Here is an 18,924-nt window from a genome sequence, read left to right as displayed (position 1 = left end):
TGATGAGTGTCTCGGTCTGCCCTTGTGGCAGTGGCAACCTGCTTGACGCCTGCTGCGGGCATTACCATGCCGGTACCCCGGCACCGGATGCCCAAGCCCTGATGCGCTCACGCTACAGTGCCTACGTGCTGGGCCTGGTCGACTACCTGGTAGCCACCACCCTACCGGCCCAGCAAGCCGGCCTGGACCGTGCTGCCATGGCCGACTGGAGTGCACAGAGCACCTGGCTGGGCCTGGAGGTGGAAAGCGCAGAAGTGCTGGGCGGCCAACCCGAGCACAGCTTCGTCACCTTCACCGCGCGCTGGCACGACCAAGACGGCGATCATCAGCACCGCGAACGCTCGGCCTTCGTCCAGCATGCCGGTCGCTGGTACTTCATCGACCCAACGGTCGGGCTGAAGGCCGGGCGCAACGACCCCTGCCCCTGCGCCAGCGGGCACAAATTCAAGAAATGCTGCGCCAGCTACGTAGGGAGCTGAACATGATCAAGCGCACCCGTCTGCTACTGCTCGGTGCGCTGCTGGCATGGCTGACGGGCTGTGCCAGTTGGGGCGAGGACTGGCGCGAGCCCGAAGTGCATCTGGTCGAGGTCGAAACGGTCAAGGCCAGGTTGCTGGAACAGGAGTTCGTGTTGCACCTGCGGGTCGACAACCCCAATGACAGCCGCCTGTTCATTCGCAACGTGTCGTATGCAATACGCCTCAATGACCTGCTACTGGTGCAGGATGAAGCCAGCGTATGGCGCAGCGTGGGCGGGCATGCACGGCGCACTTTCAAGATCACCGCACGAACCAACCTGTGGCAGCACCTGAAGCCACTGGCCAAGCTGCTCAGAAGCAAGCAGCCGCTGCATTACACCCTGCAGGGCGAACTGGCGACCGGGTTGCTCATCCATCGGGACCTGCACATCTCGCGCAGTGGTGAGATAATCCCCGACGATTACATACCGGAGTAACCCTGCAATGTCCCAACAACCCCACGTTCATGGCCCTGACTGCAACCATGACCATGATCACCACCACGACCACGGCCATGTACACGGCCCGCACTGCAACCACGGCCACCAGGAGCCGGTACGCAACGCCCTGAAGGACGTTGGCCGTAACGACCCGTGCCCGTGCGGTAGCGAGAAGAAGTACAAGAAGTGCCACGGCGCCTGATCGACTGACGCGATAAAAATCTGAGAGATGGCTCGAACACTGTGGGAGCGGGCGCGCCCGCGAACACGGGCGAAGCCCGTGCCATCCACTGCGCCGCCTGCTTCGCGGGCTTGCCCGCTTCCACAGGTAGCGTGCCAGCCTCTGGATCATGAGCCTGACACAGGAGGCTACGCGGCCTTTCGCCGGTTTGCCCCCAACAGGTCCTGGTACCAGAGGCCGGCATCATAGGCGATGGTCACCAGGGTGGTCTCGACATACCGCGGATGCTGGGCCATGCGCTGGGCAACCGCCAGGCAGGCAGCGGCTGTATTACCGACGAAAATGCCACTCTGCATGTAGAACCAGCGCTGTGCGGCCAGCATTTCTGCATGTTGCACCTGGGCCCGCTCGTCCACCAGCGACCAGTCCATGAACGGCGGGCAAACGCCCACGGCCATGCCTTCAAAACGATGATCGGCGAACACGCCAGCCCTCGAATCACAGCCATTGGGGTCGACCAACACCGTCGACACCTCGAAGCCATGGTCCTTCAGCCCCAGGGTGATACCCGTGAAACTGGCGCCAGTACCCGCACAGCCCACGAACAGGATCTGCCGCCCTGCCCCGGCGTTGGTCAGTTGCACGGCCAGTTCACTGGCGGTCTGATAACGATGGGCTTCGATGCCCACCGGGTTGTTGAACTGGTCGGTGTAGAAGTATGACTTGCCCAGCGCGGCCTGGTTATCCAGGTGATGCATTACCACGTCCTTGGGTGTGGCACCGGCCATCAGCATTTCCTTGCCGATCAGTCGGGCACCGAAACACTCCAGCAGATCCCGCTTGGTCTGGCTGAAGCTCAGCCCGACCGCCAGCTCTACGGCGACCTGGTACTTGTGGCAGGCCGCCAGCAAGCCAAAACCGAAGCTGCCACCGGTTTTTTCGATGACGGTCGTCACCCCGGGAATGATCTCACCCTTGCGCACGGCATGTTCGACGATCCGCCGCGCCGCCCGATATTTGTGGCTACCGCCCGGATTGTTCATTTCCAGCTTGGTGTAGATACGATCGCTGACACTGATGAGCTCGCTCATTTGCGGCTACCTTCCATTGAAGTTTGCAGGCCGACCTTGTTCTGCAGCAGGCCGGCAGTGGCAACCAGCAGCCCCAGGCAGAGGACCATGCAGATGGCGTTGGTACCGTCCCAGCCGACCGAGCTGAGCAACAGCGAAGGGCTGAATGCGCCGAGGGTGGCAAAAATGGCAATGGCCAGGTCGTTTTTACCCTGCATCTGCATCGCTGCCGGGCTGTTCTGCAGTGACTGGGCCAGCAAGGCGCCTCCGCCTACGTAAGTGAGGTTCCAGCCCAGCCCGAGGGCAATCAGTGCCAGGGTCATCATGGCGTAGCTGTGCGACCAGATATTCATCGCCGAGCAACCGATCAACAGGGCCAGGCCCGCGCAAATGGTGGTCTTGATACCCAGCCGCTGGATGATGGCGCCGGTGAAGAACGACGGGGCAAACATGGCAATCACATGCCACTGGATCGCCAGACGGACGTCAGTGAAGTCCTCGTGCATGTGTTTCATATGCATCGAGGCCTGGATCATCAGCAGGTTCATGATCCCGTAGCCCAGGGCAGCGACAGCCATTGCCACAACCACGCTCGGGCCTGCCGGCTCGGCACGGACACTGGCCGGCTTTGCTGCGCTGTTGACCGCGCTGGCCATACCGGCATCGTTGGGCAGGCACAGCGCAATCAACAATGAAAGCAACGCCAGGCCGACAAACGCGGCATAACACAGCGAAAACAGTGGATAGCCACCCACGTCACGCAGCCACTCGGTAAGCGTCGGCCCGACGACAGCCGCGATGACCCCGCCCGCCACGACCAGCGAAAGCGCCTTGGGCTTCAAGGCCTGGGAAAGATTGTCGGTTGCCGCGAACCGGTTGAAGTTGGCGAACGCGATGTACACACCCAATGCAGAGTGGCTGAGGACCAGCGTTGGAAAATGCTGGTGCTCCACCGCCAGAAAGCCGCTGACGCCAGACAGCGCCAGGGGAATCGCGCCCAGCATGAACGCCTTTTTACGGCCGATACGGCTCATCAGCCTGGAGACTGGATAAGTTGCCAGCATCAGGCACAGAAACTGGAACCCGTACGGCACCGTGGACCATGCGGCATCAGGCGCCAGCGCAGCCCCGACAATGGCCGCCATCGTCACCGACATCACGGCAGTCGTCAGGTTGATCGACTGTGCCGTGAAGTACAGGTACGTGCGCCGCGGTAACGTGCTGTTCATAATGCGTGCTCGTGATAAGTGGACAGGTCGATTTCGGCCTCGGGGAACACGCAGATCAGCCGTTCCTTGCCTTTACCCAGGCGTTTGCGCTTGACGCCAAGGCGCCCGATGCGCCGAGGCGAATCGAGGTGCGTGCCACCGCACGGGATTTCGATGCCGTTGTAGGTCCACAAACGCGCGTCTTCCAGGCCTTGAACCGCGTAGTGCTCGATGGGCGCATCGCAGCCGATCAGTTCATTCGCCCGTCGTTCTATTTCAAGTACGTCTTCAGCCGTGAACGCGTCCTCGACCAGGAAGTCGAAACGTGCCGTGTCCTCCTTGATATGGCAGCCGATAGTCCATTGCTTCAATTCTTCACGCAGCCCGATGGCGGCGGCATACAGGAAGTGGCTGGCACTGTGAGACAACGTCAGCCGTTCGCGCCGTTCGATATCGATAGTGACGCGGGCCGGCATGCCTACCGTGACTTCATCCAGCAAGTGCAAATCATCAGGGTGCAGGCTGTGAATAATGATGCCGCCCAGTTTTCCACCTTTGAAACCTTCCAGGCGAATAGGGCTACCGTAGAGTTTTTTAACCCAGACGAATCGCACGGTACCCACCGGTAATTCAATGGTGCCGAAGTCAGCTTCCTGGCCGCCCCCTTCTGGATAGGCCACCGTACTCAGCAACTCGATGCCGTCACTGTGCACCCGCGCTACTTGCGTATTCGCGCCCGCCAAATACTGGTCTTTGTAATACAGTTTCTCGGTATTTCTTAAAACTTCATAGTTCAGAGCGTTCATGATTCCAATACCACCTGCAATGATGTTTTAACCTGTACCCGGGCAGCGGCCGGGACGTCTTTGGTAACAATGCAGCCCGGCCCGATAAACGCACCGTCACCGACATGAATTGCGCCCAGCACACTGGCGAAAGCGCCGATCTGCACCCGGTTGCCCAACGTCGGATGCCTGGGGCTCGAGGGGTTGTCACTGATACCGCGGGCGCCCAGGGTTACGCCGCCAAGCACGTAGCAATCGTCACCAATGGTCGACGTTTCACCAATGACGGTGCCCATGCCGTGATCGATGATGAAGCGCGCACCAATGCGGCTGCGGAAATGGATCTCCGCCCCCGAAAGCATTTTTCCGCGCCTGGAGATCATGGCGGCCAGGCATTGACCGCCGGCGCCGTAGGTCGCGGCGCTATTGTTGTAGATCCAATGGGCAAGCCGATAATGCAAAACCGCAGAATAAGAGGTGTAGGTTTTTGCAATGAATACCAGGTCGCGGCCGGCAGCCGGATCCTTCATGGCAAATGCCTGTAAATCGGCATGTGCCTGTTCAGTCACATGTTCTATGACCATTGTTTCTTTCAGTGCTTCGAACTCGACGACTGAACAACACTCCAATAACGCCGAGGTCACAAGATTCTTTACAACTTTGAATGACTCCAGTTCGTCAGGGACAGGAAGCCTGGCAATGACGGCTGATTGCATGTCCATAGGGTGCATGGGCTTGATATCCAGTTGTCTGGTCTGCACAGACGCTAAAAGTGCCGCCTTTGTTGGCAGCCGAAAGTTCCGACACAGGGATATTGGCATGTGCTGGCCATTTGCAAACGAACAGTCGACAAGCATTTCCGTTAACTGTTAGGCTTTTTTTTCTAACGGTTTCGGACCTGCCATGATCCCCTGCAGCCTTCATCACCTTTTGAAACAACGCCTGGATGCAGGCGAGTGGTTGCCCGGGCAACGCATGCCCTCCATCCGCAAGCTGACCGCTGCAGTGGACTTCAGTTACCACGACGTCGTGTCGGCCTACGCCCAGCTGGTCAGCGAAGGTGTGTTGACGGCATCACCCGGGCGAGGCTACTTCGTGGCAAACCGCGCCCGGCAAACCAGCGTGATCCACGAACCCGAATGCATGGCCGGCGACCCGCTGTTCCGGCTGCTGCAGGGCGGCCAGCACTTCACCAAGCTGGGCAGCGGCTGGCTGCCCCCAGCGTGGCGCGACACCGAACTGCTGGCCAAGGCGATTCGTCGCACGGCGCGGCTGGAGCAGAGCTCGCTGGCAGAGTACGGCGACATCCAGGGGTACCTGCCCATGCGCAAACAGCTCTGCGTGCACATGAAACGGCTAACCCGTGTCGAAGTCCGCCCCAACCAGTTGCTGACCACACTGGGGGCCACGCAAGGCCTGGACCTGGTTGCACGGTTGCTGATCAAACCGGGCGACCACGTGTTCGTCGACGAGCCGGGCAACGGCAACCTGATCAAGCTGATCCAACTGGCTGGCGGACACGTCGTCGGCATTCGGCGGACCCAGGACGGGCCGGACGTGGAAGAAATGAGAAGCCACCTGGCCAGGCACAAGGTCAAGGCGTTTTTCTGCAACAGCACCTTCCACAACCCGACCGGCAGCAACATCAGCCCGCACAACGCCTTCAGCGTCCTGCGCCTGGCGGTGGAGCACGAGTTCTTCGTGGTCGAGGACGACGTTTACGGGGACTTCAGCCCTGCTGTGCGCCAGACCTTTGCCGAGCTGGACAACCTTGACCGGGTTATCTACATCGGCAGCTTCTCCAAATGCCTGTCGGCCTCGCTGCGCGTAGGGTTCATTGCCTGCTCGCAAGACCTGATCGAGCCGCTCACACGCCTTAAACTGCTGACCTGCGTCGCTGTCCCCGCGTTTTGCGAACGCTTCGTCAACACCATATTGTCGGATGGCACTTATGCCCGGCACATGAAAGACGTGCAGCAGCGCCTGATCCGCCAGCAAGTGCAAACCCAACGCTTGCTGCTCGAGCGCGGCTGGCAGTTCGACATCGCACCGCAAGGGGGTATGTTCCTCTGGGTATACCACCCGGACCTGCCCGACCTGCAACCTTTCGTGCGTAAACTGGAGCAACACAAGATCCTGCTGATGCCCGGCTCTGCATTCGCGGTGAGCCGTGACTACCAACGCTACACGCGCATCAATTGCACGCATTTTTCCGACGCCTTGGCCGAGCACTTCGACGTTGGACCCGGCGCAATCAAATAAACCGACCTGGGACCTTGCACGGCGCCTGCGCGCTTACTACCTTAGCGCCTTTCCAAACCAGCCTCGCCTTGCAGGAGCCCTTGCCATGGCCGCCCCCGCCTTTCCTCCCTTCCGCCTGCGGTTCGCAACCGCTGCCACCCTGCTCGGCATGCTCGGGCTGGCCGGCTGCCAGACGGGCGGCTATCAGGACAGCGTGCCACCGACCAGCGGCGTGCAGCCGCTCAAAGGCCTGGCACAGAATGTTTCGGTACGGCGCAATGCCATGGGTGCGCCGCTGATCGAAAGCAGCAACTTCCATGATGCGCTGTTCAGCCTGGGCTATGTGCACGCCGGTGACCGCATCGAACAGATGGTCGCCATGCGCCTGCTCGCCCAGGGCCGCCTGGCCGAACTGGCCGGCAGCGAGGCGCTGGATATCGACCGCCTCATGCGCGCCGCCAACCTCAAGCAGAGTGCCGCCCAGCAATACGCCGACGCATCGCCACGGCTCAAGCGCTTCTTCGAAGTGTACGCGCGCGGGGTCAACGCCTACCTGTTCCGCTACCGCGACAAGCTGCCAGCAGGCCTGGCCAGTAGTGGCTATCGCCCCGAATACTGGAAGCCTGAAGACTCGGCGCTGATCTTCTGCCTGTACGCGTTCAGCCAGTCGGTCAACCTGCAAGAGGAACTCAGCGCCCTGACCCTGGCGCAGAAAGCCGGTAGCGACAAGCTGGCCTGGTTGCTGCCCGGGGCCCCGGACGAGCCGTTGGCCGAAATGGAAGTGGACAAGCTCAAGGGCCTGAACCTGGCCAGCCAATTGCCGGGGCTGGCAGCCCTGGCGGCTGCCAGCCAGAAGCTCGCCGACCTCGACCTGCTCGGTAGCCCGGGGTCGGCCAACCTGGCCCTGGGCCCGCAGCGCAGCCGCAGCGGCAAGAGCCTGCTGGCCAGCGACAGCCGCGCCGCCTGGGCCTTGAGCCCGGTACAAATCAATACCAGCAAGTATCAGGTTGCCGGCCTGTCCTTGCCGGGCCTGCCAATTGTACTGGCCGGCTACAATGGCAAGCTGGCCTGGAGCAGCAGCGCGGTCATGGCCGACAATCAGGACCTGTTCCTCGAGCAGCTGCGCCGCCAAGGCAATCAGCTGAGCTACCTGGCCGATGGTAAATGGCTGCCGGCCCGCGCCCGCAGCGAAACCTACTTTGTACGTGGCCAACGCCCCGTGCGCGAAGTGATGTACGACACCCGCCACGGCACCCTGCTGGCCCAGCCAGAAAATGCCAGCCTGGGCCTGGCGCTGAACCTGCCACAGTTCAAAGGTGATCGCAGCCTGGATGCCCTGTTCGACCTGACGCGGGCCAAGAACGTGGAGCGGGCCTTCGACAGCACACGTGAAGTGACGGCTGCTGCCGTCAACTTCGTTTTCGCCGAGCCTGAGCACATCGGCTGGCAAGTCAGTGGCCGCTACCCCAATCGCCGCGAAGGCCAGGGCCTGCTGCCCTCGCCGGGCTGGGACGGGCGTTATGACTGGGACGGCTATGCCGACCCGATGCTGCACCCGTACGACCAGGACCCACCCGCGGGCTGGATCGGCCATGCCAACCAGCGCAGCCTGCCGCGCGGCTATGGCATGCAGCTGTCCAGCACCTGGTACTACCCCGAGCGTGCCGAACGCCTGGCACAGCTGGCCGGCAACGGTCGCCACGACAGTCGCAGCCTGATGGCCCTGCAGAACGACCAGGTAACCTTGCTGGCCAACAAGCTCAAGCAGATGTTCGACGCACCCGGCATGGCCCAGCCACTGAAGCAGGCAATCGACGCCCTCCCCGCCGGGCAGCGCGACAAGGCCCGCGACACGCTCGCCCGGCTCAAGGCCTTCGATGGCCGCCTGAGCCCGGTGTCGGCCGATGCCGCGCTGTACGAGTTGTTCTTGCAGGAGGTCGCTCGACAGACTTTCCTCGATGACCTGGGCCCGGAGTCTGGCCCGGCCTGGCAGGCATTCGTCGGCAATGCACGTTTGTCATTCTCGGCGCAGGCCGATCATCTGCTGGGCCGCGATGACAGCCCCTTCTGGGATGACCGCAACACGCCGCAAAAAGAAGACAAGCCCGCCATCCTCGCCCGCAGCCTGGCGGGCGCAATGGAGGCCGGTATCGCACAGCTGGGGGCCGACCGACGCACCTGGCAGTGGGGCAAGCTGCACCAGTACCGCTGGCCGGCACCGGCCTACCATGGCCTGGGTGATGCGATCAGCCGTTCGCCGCTTGCCGCAGGCGGCGACTTCACTACCCTGGCCCTCACACCATTCGCCTGGGGCAGCGACTTCGACACGCGTCTGCCAGCCTCGGCACGGATGATCGTCGACTTCGGCCAGGCCGAACCGTTGCAGATACTGACCAGCAGCGGCCAGTCCGGCAACCCGGCCAGCGCGCATTACCGCGATGGGCTGGATGCCTGGTTCAAAGGGCGCTTCATGAGCCTGCCACTGCAACAGCAGAACTTCGGCAGGGCGTATGGCAACCAGCGGCTTACGTTGGTGCCGGGGCGGTAACGGCGTTCTTCAGGGGCGCATGAGGGGGCTTGATGAACTTTTTTCAGCAGCTCCCTCCCAAATCCATCCGAACTAACGTCCAGCACCATGCCTCTTAACGGGTAACCCCAGAACCAGTGCCCGTGCCATGGACCTCGTCATCGCCCGCCCCGAAGGCCTGTACTGCCCGCCCGGAGATTTCTACATCGACCCCTGGCGGCCCGTGGACCGGGCTGTCATTACCCATGGCCACGGCGACCACGCACGCACCGGCAATGGCCATTATCTGACCGCCAGCCCCGGTGCCGGCATTCTGCGCAGCCGCCTGGGCCAGGACATCAATCTGCAGACCCTGCCCTACGGTGAGCGCCTGCTGCACCACGGCGTGACGTTGAGCCTGCACCCGGCCGGGCACGTGCTGGGTTCGGCACAGGTGCGCCTGGAGTATCGAGGTGAAGTCTGGGTTGCATCCGGTGACTACAAGGTAGAACCCGATGGCACCTGTACACCCTTCGAACCGGTGGCGTGCCACACCTTCATCACCGAGTCGACCTTCGGCCTGCCGATCTACCGCTGGCCAAGCCAAAGCGAGATCTTCGCCAGCATCAATGCCTGGTGGCGGGCCAACAGTGAACAGGGCAAGGCCAGCGTGCTGTTCTGCTATGCCTTCGGAAAGGCCCAGCGGATTCTGCATGGGCTGGATGCCAGCATCGGCCCGATCCTCGTGCATGGCGCCATGGAGCCGCTCAACCGGGTGTATCGGGATGCCGGTATCCGCCTGCCGGAAACCCGCTACGCAGGCGATATACCGCGCAACGATCCTCTGCTGCGCCAGGCACTGGTCCTGGCGCCCCCATCAGCCGGCGGGAGTAGCTGGATGCGCCGTTTTGGCGATTACAGTGATGCCTTCGCCAGCGGCTGGATGCTGCTACGCGGCGCCCGCCGGCGGCGCGGCGTGGACCGGGGCTTTGTGCTGTCCGACCACGCCGACTGGCCTGGCCTGCTCTGGGCCATTGGCCAGACCGGTGCCCAACGGGTGATGGTCACCCACGGCTCGGTCGAGGTACTGGTGCGCTACCTCACCGAACAAGGCCTGGATGCCCGCGCCTTCGTCACCGAGTATGGCGACGAAGACGATGTGCCCAACACCGCCCCCTCGCCATGAAAGCCTTCGCTACGCTGTTCCTGCGCCTGGACGCGACCACCTCCAGCAATGCCAAGCTCGAGGCACTGCGCGACTACTTCGACATGGCGCCCGCCGACGATGCTGCCTGGGCGGTGTATTTCCTGGCCGGCGGGCGCCCACGCCAGCTGGTGCCCACCCGCCTTCTACGCGAACTGGCGACGACGCTGGCTGGCCTGCCGGACTGGCTATTCGAAGAAAGCTATCAGGCCGTGGGCGACCTGGCCGAGACCATTTCGCTGCTGCTGCCGCTGCACGCTGATGGCAACGAGGAAGGCCTGGCCACCTGGGTGGAACAGCACTTGCTGCCCCTGCGCGGGCTGGCGCCTGAGCAAGTCCGCCAGCGCCTGCCGCCGCTCTGGGCCCGGTTGGACCGTGCCAGCCTGATGCTATGCCTGAAGCTGATCACTGGCAGCTTTCGCGTGGGCGTGTCAAAGCTGTTGGTCACCCGCGCCCTGGCGCAACTGGCCGGGCTGGACGCCAAACGCGTGGCCCAGCGCCTGGTCGGCTACACCGATACAGGCCATCGCCCGACTGCAGCCAGTTACCAGAGGCTGATCGCCCCAGAGTCCGCCGATGAACACAACCAGCGTGGCGGCCAGCCCTACCCATTCTTCCTGGCCCATCCGCTGCAAGTGTCCAGCGATCAGTTCGATACCCTGCTCGGACCACCAAGCGATTGGCAAATCGAATGGAAGTGGGACGGCATTCGGGCGCAAGTGGTGAAGCGCGATGGCCAGCTGTGGGTGTGGTCACGCGGCGAAGAACTGGTTACCGAGCGTTTCCCCGAACTGCATAGTCTGGCACAGAGTTTGCCCGATGGCGTGGTGCTCGACGGCGAGATCCTGGTCTGGAAACCTGGTGAAACCGAGGCTGAACTGGCCGTGCAGCCGTTTGCCTTGCTGCAACAGCGTATCGGTCGCAAAACGCTGGGCAAAAAACTGCTGAACGATGCACCGGTGGTGCTGCAGGCCTACGACCTGCTGGAGTGGCAGGGCGAGGACTGGCGCAGCCGACCGCAGCACGAACGCCGAAGCCAGCTGGAACGCCTGGTGGATGAACACCCACTTGCCCCCGTGCTGTTGTCGCCTCTGCTGCAAGGCCCGGACTGGGCCGACCTTGCCCGCCAGCGCGAACAGTCACGCAGCCTGGGCGTGGAAGGGCTTATGCTGAAGCAGCGCGAGGCCCTGTACGGCGTGGGGCGCACCAAGGACATGGGCATCTGGTGGAAGTGGAAGATCGACCCTTTCAGCGTCGATGCGGTGCTGATCTATGCCCAACGCGGCCACGGCCGCAGGGCCAGTCTGTACAGCGACTACACCTTTGCCGTATGGGATGCACCGGCAGGTTCCCCTGGTCGGGCGTTGGTGCCCTTTGCCAAGGCCTATTCAGGGCTCAGCGACGAAGAAATGCGCAAGGTCGACGCCATCATCCGCAAGACCACGGTGGAAACGTTCGGCCCGGTGCGCAGTGTCACTCCAACGTTGGTGTTCGAGCTGGGCTTCGAAGGCATCGCCCTGTCCCGGCGCCACAAAAGCGGTATTGCCGTGCGCTTTCCGCGCATGCTGCGCTGGCGGCTGGACAAGCCAGTGGAAGAAGCAGATGACCTGGCCACCCTGCAGGCGCTACTGGCCTGAAAAAGTTTGCGATGCCCGACTGCTGCAGGATGAGGCGCATTCGCTGAAACTATGCTTCTATTTTTGAGCCGACCCGTGTCGCAGACCGTTTTCGCCACGCAGCCAGGACCAACATGCACCATTCAACCCACGACCTGCTCTCCCCCGTACCGGGGATCACCCGCCAACTGCACAGCTTCCACTTCGGCCCCCGCAGTGGAGGCAAAGTCTATATCCAGGCCTCACTGCACGCCGACGAGCTGCCGGGCATGCTGGTAGCCTGGCACCTCAAGCGCCGCCTGGCCGAGCTGGAACAGCAAGGCCGACTGCAGCGCGAGATCATACTGGTGCCGGTGGCCAACCCGGTGGGTTTGGAGCAAGTGCTGCTGGATGCACCATTGGGGCGTTTTGAACTGCAAAGCGGCGAGAACTTCAATCGCAACTTCATCGACCTGTCGGACAGCATCGGCGACCAGATCGAAGAACACCTTACCCAGCACCCGACGCACAACCTTGCACTGATCCGCGAATACCTGCGCCGTGGCCTGGACGCACACCCGGTCCGCACACCCCTGCAAGCCCAGCGCCTGATACTGCAGCGCCTGGCCTGCGATGCCGATATGGTGCTGGACCTGCACTGCGACTTCGAAGCAGTCGAGCACCTGTACACCACACCCGATGCCTGGCCCCAGATCGAACCCTTGGCCCGTTACCTGGGCGCCCAGGCCAGCCTGCTGGCAACCGACTCGGGCGGGCAGTCGTTCGATGAATGTTTCAGCCTGGTCTGGTGGCAATTGCAGCAACGTTTCGGCAAACGCTTCCCGATTCCGCTGGGCTGCTGCTCGGTCACCGTGGAGCTGCGTGGCCAGGCGGATGTCAGCCATGATCTGGCCAGCAAGGACTGCCAGGCGATCCTCGACTTCCTGACCCACGCAGGTGTCATCGAAGGCACCAGCGCCCCCCTGCCCGCGCTGTTACGCCACGCCACGCCGTTGGCTGCGGTGGAACCCGTGGCAACGCCACTGGGTGGGTTGCTGGTTTACCACGCCAGACCGGGCCAGCACCTGGAGGCCGGCCAACTGATCGCCGAAGTCATCGACCCACTCAGTGACCGAGTCACCCCCCTGCGCAACAGCCAGCCGGGGCTGCTGTATGCGCGTAGCGTCCGGCGCATGGCCACCGCCGGCATGGTCATCGCCCATGTGGCCGGCGAACAGGTATGCCGCAGCGGCTACCTGTTGGCCAATTGATCCGGTAAAACCATTGCAGCCGGCAAGTGGTCTGTAGAAGCACAGCCTTCGGAGGGCCATCTGCCTCATGCCTGCTGCTACCGACCTCGCCAATGCCTGGTTTGCCAAGCGCGGCTGGAAGCCCTTCGCCTTCCAGCGGCGAGTATGGGCTGCCGTCGAACGGGGCGAGTCCGGTTTGCTGCATGCCAGTACCGGTGCCGGCAAGACCTACGCGGTCTGGCTCGCGGCGCTGCGTGCGTTCAAGCCCAGGCCCCAGGGCCGCCACTTGGCCCCCATACAGGTGCTGTGGGTGACGCCCATGCGTGCCCTGGCCGCCGACACCGCACGTGCGTTGCAAGCGCCGCTTGATGAACTCCAGCTGCCTTGGAGCGTAGGGGTGCGCAGCGGCGACACCAACAGTGCCGAGCGCGCCCGACAGGCCCGGCGGCTACCCAGTGTGCTGATCACCACCCCCGAAAGCCTGACCCTGCTGCTGACCCGGGCACAAGCACGTGAGGATTTCGCCACGCTGCAACTGGTGGTGGTGGATGAATGGCACGAGCTGCTTGGCAACAAGCGCGGGGTACAACTGCAGCTGGCCTTGGCGCGCCTGCGGCATTGGCACCCGGGCCTACCGACCTGGGGCTTGTCGGCAACCCTCGGCAACCTGCAACACGCACGGGATGTCTTGCTGCCCCAGGGCGGCCTGCTGGTGCAAGGCCGGCAAGACAAGGCACTGCAAGTCGACACCCTGCTGCCAACAGCGATCGAGCGCTTCCCTTGGGCTGGACACATGGGCCTGAAGATGCTCGACCAGGTCTGTCACGAGATCGATGCCAGTGCCAGTAGCCTGGTGTTCACCAACACCCGCGCCCAGGCAGAAATCTGGTATCAGGCCCTGCTTGAGGCCCGCCCGGACTGGGCCGGGCTGATCGCCCTGCACCACGCCTCGCTGGCCCGCGATACCCGCGACTGGGTCGAGCGCAGCCTCAAGCAAGGCAGCCTCAAGGCGGTGATCTGCACTTCCAGCCTGGACTTGGGCGTGGACTTTCTGCCCGTGGAACGGGTGCTGCAAATCGGCTCGGCCAAGGGCATCGCCCGCCTGATGCAGCGGGCGGGTCGCTCAGGACACGCGCCTGGGCGGCGCTCCAGGGTCACCCTGGTGCCCACCCATAGCCTGGAACTGGTGGAGGCGGCGGCGGCCCGACAGGCGCTGATAGCCGGCCACATCGAAGCCCGCTTTTCACCGCGCCTGTGCATGGACGTGCTGGTACAGCATCTGGTCAGCATGGCCTTGGGCAGCGGTTTTCGCCCGGAGCAACTGCTCGCCGAAGTGCGCAGCACCTGGGCTTTTCGCCAGTTGCGCGACAGCCAATGGCAATGGGCGCTGGACTTCGTCTGCCACGGCGGCAGCTCACTGACCGCCTACCCGGACTACCAGCGCGTCGAGCGCCAGGCCGACGGTGTTTACCGGGTTACCAGCGAACGCCTGGCGCGGCGCCACCGCATGGGCATCGGCACCATCGTCAGCGATGCCAACCTGCAACTGAAATACTGGAGCAAGGGCGGCGGCGGGAAAACGCTGGGCAGTGTTGAAGAAGCGTTCATCGCCCGCCTGCGCCCCGGCGATACGCTGGTGTTTGCCGGGCGGGTACTGGAGCTGGTGCGCGTGGAAAACATGACGGCCTATGTGCGTCGCAGCACGGCGCGCAAGGCTGCGGTAGCGCGCTGGAACGGCGGGCGCATGCCGCTCTCGAGCGAACTGGCCGAGGCGCTGGTCGAGCAGCTCGATGCTGCCGCCCATGAACGCTTTGACGGGCCGGAAATGCGCGCAATACGCCCGCTGCTTGCGCTCCAGGCGCAGTGGTCAGCCTTGCCCACCACAGGCACACTGCTGGCCGAGACCTTCAAGTCCCGCCAGGGCTGGCACCTGTTCCTGTATCCCTTTGCCGGGCGCATGGCCAACCTGGGCTTGGCCAATCTGATTGCCTGGCGGGTTAGCCGCGCACAACCGCTGTCGGTGTCGATTGCCGTCAACGATTACGGATTCGAACTCCTCAGCCCTGCCCAGGTGGACTGGGCCAGTCACCTGCCGCAAGCACTCGGCACCGCGGACCTGCTGGAAGATGTGCTGGCCAGCCTGAATGCCGGGGAAATGGCACTGCGGCGCTTTCGTGAAATTGCCCAGATTGCCGGGCTGGTGTTTGGCGGCTATCCCGCCGCGCAAAAGAGCACGCGGCAAATCCAGGCCTCCAGCGGGCTGTTCTATGAGGTGTTTCGCAAGCACGACGCGGGGAATTTGCTGCTTGGCCAGGCGCGGGATGAAGTATTGAGCGAAGAGCTGGAAATTGAACGGCTGCATCGGCAACTGCTGAAAATGAGTGAGTTGCAACTGGACCTGCAGGCGTTGAATCGGCCAGGGCCCCTGGCGTTTGCCTTGTTGGTGGAAGGCATGCGCGAGACATTGAGCACCGAGAAGCTGGCAGACCGCATCGCGCGGATGGTGGCGGAACTGGAACAAGCGGCGGACGCGGGATGAATTACCAACCCATCGAACACTGGGGGCAGGTGCTCTGGCTGCTCGCCGACAAAGCCATCTACTGGCCCGCCCGCCGCGCCCTGCTGGTGGCCGACGTGCACATCGGAAAGGCCGCCAGCTACCGCGCCCTGCATCAACCAGTGCCACGCGGAACGACTGAGGCGACACTCGTCAGGCTCGATCGCCTGCTGGCCGAGCATGACTGCGAACAACTGATCATCCTGGGCGACTTTCTGCATGCCCGCACGGCCCGCGCCCCGGCAACGCTGGCCAAGGTGGAGGATTGGCGGAAGCGGCACAAAAATCTGAAAGTGGTGCTCATACGCGGCAATCATGATCGCAACGCCGGCGATCCACCTGCCTCGCTCGATATTCAGGTCGTGGACGAGCCTTGGGTTCTGGGGCCCTTTGCCCTGCAGCACGAACCGCAGCCGCACCGCACACACCCGGTACTGGCGGGCCATGTACACCCGGTCTTCGTCCTGCGCGGCAAGGCCCGTCAGCGCTTGCGTCTGCCTTGCTTCGTGATCGATGAGCAAGTCAGCCTGCTACCTGCATTCGGTGAGTTCACCGGGGGGTGGGAAATCACCCCCGCCAGCGCCAGCCGGCTGTACCTGGCTGGCGCTGACCGCGTCTGGCCGCTTTAGCGACGCTCAGGCCACAGGGGCGGGAGGCGGCTCGTCCGGCAAGGTCGGCTCACCCGGCTCCATGGGAGGCGTCTCACCGGGTTCCGGCGGTTGCGGGGTATCGGGGTCAGGCTGATGGGGCACGCCCCCCGCCTGCATGGGCAGCGGGTGCGCCAGCAGTGACCAGGGCAACAACCCAACGTGATTGGGCTGCAGGCCTGCCAGCTTGGCACTGATTGCGGGATGGAGTTTCATTGGCTGCTCCTGACGAAAGCCGATGTACATCATGCACACCGGCGTTACTTCGTTGGAGTGCCAAAGGCGCGGGTAATTCCCCGCGCTTGTCGGCTCAGGTACGCGGCAGGGTGACGCCGCGTTGGCCCTGGTATTTGCCGCCACGGTCCTTGTACGACACTTCGCACTCTTCGTCGGACTGCAAGAACAGCATCTGCGCCACGCCTTCGTTGGCGTAGATCTTTGCCGGCAGCGTGGTGGTGTTGGAGAACTCCAACGTCACATGGCCTTCCCACTCGGGCTCGAGCGGCGTGACGTTGACGATGATGCCGCAACGGGCGTAGGTGCTCTTGCCCAGGCAAATGGTCAGCACGTCACGGGGAATGCGGAAATATTCGACAGTGCGCGCCAGGGCGAAAGAGTTTGGCGGGATGATGCACACGTCGCTCTTGATATCGACGAAGCTGCCAGCATCGAAATTTTTCGGGTCGACGGTGGCCGAGTTGATGTTGGTGAACACCTTGAATTCGTCGGCGCAGCGTACGTCGTATCCATAGCTGGAGACGCCGAAGGAGATCACGCGGTTGTCCTGCTCGCCGCGCACCTGGCGCTCGACGAACGGCTCGATCATGCCGTGTTCCTGCGCCATGCGGCGAATCCACTTGTCCGATTTGATGCTCATGGCGGGGTGTCCTGAAGAGTTGCGAGGTGAAAATCGTGACGCGCATATTACCGGTCCCGGCGCCCAGGTTAAAGTTCCATCCCTCATCCCGCGCCGGGTGGGGGCTGCAGCCGCCGCCGATCCGAATTTGCTTAAAGCGTCTTCTGACCATTGGCAGGTTGCGGAAAGTGGGGTAAGGTGTTGCCACTGTGCTGCACGTGACACCGAGAATCTCTAGTTTGATGCACGATCCTGATCGGCCCATCGCTGAATTTTCTGCTCTCTTTGCGCTCAGTCCCGGGCAGGGTTTTTCCTGACCGTTATCAAATTGTCCAAGGAGACAGAAAAATGTCCAACCGTCAATCCGGTGTTGTTAAGTGGTTCAACGATGAGAAAGGCTACGGCTTCATCACCCCTCAGTCGGGCGACGACCTGTTCGTGCACTTCAAAGCCATCCAAGCTGACGGCTTCAAAACCCTGAAAGAAGGCCAGGCTGTTACTTTCGTCGCTACCCGCGGCCAGAAAGGCATGCAGGCTGAAGAAGTTCAGATCGCCTAAGTCGATCTAGCTTCCTAGCTTTCAAAAAAACCCGCCTTCTGGCGGGTTTTTTTATGCCTGCTCGAAATAGGCGCTGGCCTCTTCGCGGGCTCGCCCGCTCCCACAGGGACTGCACAGGCTTCAAGTACGGCGCAGTCGCTGTGTGCGGGCAAACTCGGTATGGCAGGTCAATCTTCGCTGATGGTAATGCTGGGCATTGCCGGCGCCGCAGCTTCCTGCAGCACGATCCGCGCGCCTACCTGGCGAGCCAGCTCCTGGTAAACCATGGCAATCTGGCTTTCCGGCTCGGCGATCGCCGTCGGCTTGCCGCTGTCGGCCTGCTCACGTATCAGCATCGACAACGGCAGCGACGCCAGCAGGTCGACGCCATACTGGCTGGCCAGCTTCTCGCCGCCACCTTCACCGAACAGGTGTTCGGCATGGCCGCAATTCGAGCAGATATGCACGGCCATGTTCTCGACCACGCCCAGCACCGGAATGTTGACCTTGCGGAACATTTCCACGCCCTTCTTGGCATCCAGCAGCGCCAGGTCCTGCGGCGTGGTGACGATCACCGAACCGACCACCGGTACCTTTTGTGCCAGGGTCAGCTGGATGTCACCGGTACCCGGTGGCATATCGATCACCAGGTAATCCAGGTCATCCCAGGCGGTCTGGGTGACCAGTTGCAGCAGCGCGCCAGACACCATTGGGCCACGCCATACCATCGGCGTGTTGTCGTCGGTGAGGAAGGCCATGGACATGACTTCCACGCCGTGGGCCTTGATCGGCACGAACCACTTCTGCTCGCGAATCTGTGGACGGGTGCCCTCGGCGATGCCGAACATCACCCCCTGACTGGGGCCGTAGATATCGGCATCGAGAATACCTACCCGTGCGCCTTCGCGTGCGAGGGCCAAGGCCAGGTTGGCCGCGGTGGTCGACTTGCCCACACCGCCCTTGCCCGAGGCCACGGCGATGATGTTCTTGACGTTGGCCATGGCTGGCACCTGGGCCTGGGCCTTGTGCGCGGCCACCACGCAATCGATCGAAACCTGAGCGCCAGTGACCCCCTCAAGGCTGCCAATGGCGGTCTGCAGCACCTGGGCCCAGCCGTTCTTGAACAGCCCTGCGGCATAACCCAACTGCAACTGCACGCTGACCTGCCCGCCCTGGATATCGATGGCGCGCACGCAGCCGGCGCTGACCGGATCCTGGTTCAGGTAGGGGTCGGTGTACTGGCGAAGCACGCCTTCAACGGCGGCACGGGTGACGGCACTCATGGAGACTCCCATTGGCAAACTGAATGTAAAACAGCCGCCTATCCTA

General features: G+C 62.9%; 18 protein-coding genes. 11 read left to right on the top strand and 7 right to left on the bottom strand.

The features are described 5' to 3' along the window. The first annotated feature begins 2 nt into the window (after positions 1–2). From PRJ_RS05990 to PRJ_RS05980, 3 genes are read left to right on the top strand one after another with little or no spacing between them, the layout of a single operon-like run. Positions 3–479, top strand: a complete 477-nt coding sequence (locus PRJ_RS05990) for a YchJ family protein (protein ID WP_029615445.1) — start codon at positions 3–5, stop codon at positions 477–479. A 2-nt stretch (positions 480–481) separates the two neighbouring features. Continuing rightward, positions 482–955: an LEA type 2 family protein gene (locus tag PRJ_RS05985; RefSeq protein ID WP_104960928.1), complete on the top strand. Its 474-nt coding sequence runs from the start codon at positions 482–484 to the stop codon at positions 953–955. Between the two features lie 7 nt (positions 956–962). Beyond that, positions 963–1,160 carry an SEC-C metal-binding domain-containing protein gene (locus PRJ_RS05980; protein WP_003254900.1) on the top strand — a complete coding sequence of 66 codons (198 nt, stop codon included), beginning with the start codon at positions 963–965 and terminating at the stop codon, positions 1,158–1,160. 167 nt (positions 1,161–1,327) lie between these two features. On the opposite strand, the gene PRJ_RS05975 is transcribed toward PRJ_RS05980, so the two are convergent. From PRJ_RS05975 to PRJ_RS05960, 4 genes are read right to left on the bottom strand one after another with little or no spacing between them, the layout of a single operon-like run. Next, on the bottom strand, positions 1,328–2,230 hold the full coding sequence (locus PRJ_RS05975; protein ID WP_014589933.1) for a pyridoxal-phosphate dependent enzyme: 903 nt from the start codon (positions 2,228–2,230) through the stop codon (positions 1,328–1,330). Next, positions 2,227–3,438, bottom strand: coding sequence for an MFS transporter (locus tag PRJ_RS05970; RefSeq protein WP_014589932.1), 1,212 nt, complete (start codon positions 3,436–3,438; stop codon positions 2,227–2,229). The genes PRJ_RS05975 and PRJ_RS05970 overlap by 4 nt, the downstream gene beginning before the upstream one ends. Further along, positions 3,435–4,223, bottom strand: coding sequence for an alanyl-tRNA editing protein (locus PRJ_RS05965; RefSeq protein WP_010952274.1), 789 nt, complete (start codon positions 4,221–4,223; stop codon positions 3,435–3,437). The genes PRJ_RS05970 and PRJ_RS05965 overlap by 4 nt, the downstream gene beginning before the upstream one ends. Beyond that, entirely contained in the window at positions 4,220–4,933 is a 714-nt protein-coding gene (locus PRJ_RS05960; RefSeq protein ID WP_177409993.1) for a serine O-acetyltransferase, read from the bottom strand. The genes PRJ_RS05965 and PRJ_RS05960 overlap by 4 nt, the downstream gene beginning before the upstream one ends. A 172-nt stretch (positions 4,934–5,105) precedes the next feature. On the opposite strand from PRJ_RS05960, the gene PRJ_RS05955 reads away from it, so the two are divergent. The 7 genes from PRJ_RS05955 to pdeM all read left to right on the top strand — a co-directional run bounded on the left by PRJ_RS05955 (position 5,106) and on the right by pdeM (position 16,184). After that, positions 5,106–6,464 carry a PLP-dependent aminotransferase family protein gene (locus tag PRJ_RS05955; RefSeq protein ID WP_064492956.1) on the top strand — a complete coding sequence of 453 codons (1,359 nt, stop codon included), beginning with the start codon at positions 5,106–5,108 and terminating at the stop codon, positions 6,462–6,464. 85 nt (positions 6,465–6,549) lie between these two features. Continuing rightward, entirely contained in the window at positions 6,550–8,991 is a 2,442-nt protein-coding gene (locus PRJ_RS05950) for a penicillin acylase family protein (RefSeq protein ID WP_104960927.1), read from the top strand. 127 nt (positions 8,992–9,118) lie between these two features. After that, a complete protein-coding gene (locus tag PRJ_RS05945; protein ID WP_020191305.1) occupies positions 9,119–10,135 on the top strand; it encodes a ligase-associated DNA damage response exonuclease in 1,017 nt (338 codons plus the stop codon). Next, positions 10,132–11,790, top strand: coding sequence for an ATP-dependent DNA ligase (locus PRJ_RS05940; protein ID WP_104960926.1), 1,659 nt, complete (start codon positions 10,132–10,134; stop codon positions 11,788–11,790). Before PRJ_RS05945 ends, PRJ_RS05940 begins: the two co-directional genes overlap by 4 nt. Positions 11,791–11,903: 113 nt before the next feature. Next, positions 11,904–13,019 carry a succinylglutamate desuccinylase/aspartoacylase family protein gene (locus PRJ_RS05935; RefSeq protein WP_104960925.1) on the top strand — a complete coding sequence of 372 codons (1,116 nt, stop codon included), beginning with the start codon at positions 11,904–11,906 and terminating at the stop codon, positions 13,017–13,019. A gap of 67 nt (positions 13,020–13,086) precedes the next feature. Further along, entirely contained in the window at positions 13,087–15,537 is a 2,451-nt protein-coding gene (locus PRJ_RS05930; protein ID WP_104960924.1) for a ligase-associated DNA damage response DEXH box helicase, read from the top strand. Further along, the gene (gene pdeM, locus PRJ_RS05925) at positions 15,534–16,184 is read left to right on the top strand and encodes a ligase-associated DNA damage response endonuclease PdeM (protein WP_104960923.1); all 651 of its coding nucleotides are present in this window, start codon (positions 15,534–15,536) and stop codon (positions 16,182–16,184) included. The genes PRJ_RS05930 and pdeM overlap by 4 nt, the downstream gene beginning before the upstream one ends. Before the next feature lie 6 nt (positions 16,185–16,190). Here pdeM and PRJ_RS05920 read toward each other — a convergent pair whose 3' ends face one another. Further along, positions 16,191–16,418, bottom strand: coding sequence for a hypothetical protein (locus PRJ_RS05920; protein ID WP_003254918.1), 228 nt, complete (start codon positions 16,416–16,418; stop codon positions 16,191–16,193). Positions 16,419–16,512: 94 nt separating this feature from the next. Continuing rightward, positions 16,513–17,079 (bottom strand): dCTP deaminase, encoded by a 567-nt coding sequence (gene dcd / locus PRJ_RS05915; RefSeq protein WP_003254920.1) that lies wholly within the window; start codon positions 17,077–17,079, stop codon positions 16,513–16,515. Between the two features lie 327 nt (positions 17,080–17,406). Here dcd and PRJ_RS05910 point away from each other — a divergent pair, with 327 nt between their 5' ends. Continuing rightward, positions 17,407–17,616: a cold-shock protein gene (locus tag PRJ_RS05910; protein WP_003254922.1), complete on the top strand. Its 210-nt coding sequence runs from the start codon at positions 17,407–17,409 to the stop codon at positions 17,614–17,616. A gap of 167 nt (positions 17,617–17,783) precedes the next feature. Here the strand turns inward: PRJ_RS05910 and apbC are convergent, their stop codons facing one another. Continuing rightward, on the bottom strand, positions 17,784–18,878 hold the full coding sequence (apbC, locus tag PRJ_RS05905) for an iron-sulfur cluster carrier protein ApbC (RefSeq protein ID WP_003254924.1): 1,095 nt from the start codon (positions 18,876–18,878) through the stop codon (positions 17,784–17,786). Between the last annotated feature and the right edge of the window lie 46 nt (positions 18,879–18,924).

The organism is Pseudomonas sp. XWY-1 (genome assembly GCF_002953115.1).
Taxonomy (GTDB): Bacteria; Pseudomonadota; Gammaproteobacteria; order Pseudomonadales; family Pseudomonadaceae; genus Aquipseudomonas; species Aquipseudomonas alloputida.
Note: the sequence above shows the minus strand (reverse complement) of the source record. Positions and strands in the feature narration are given on the sequence as shown.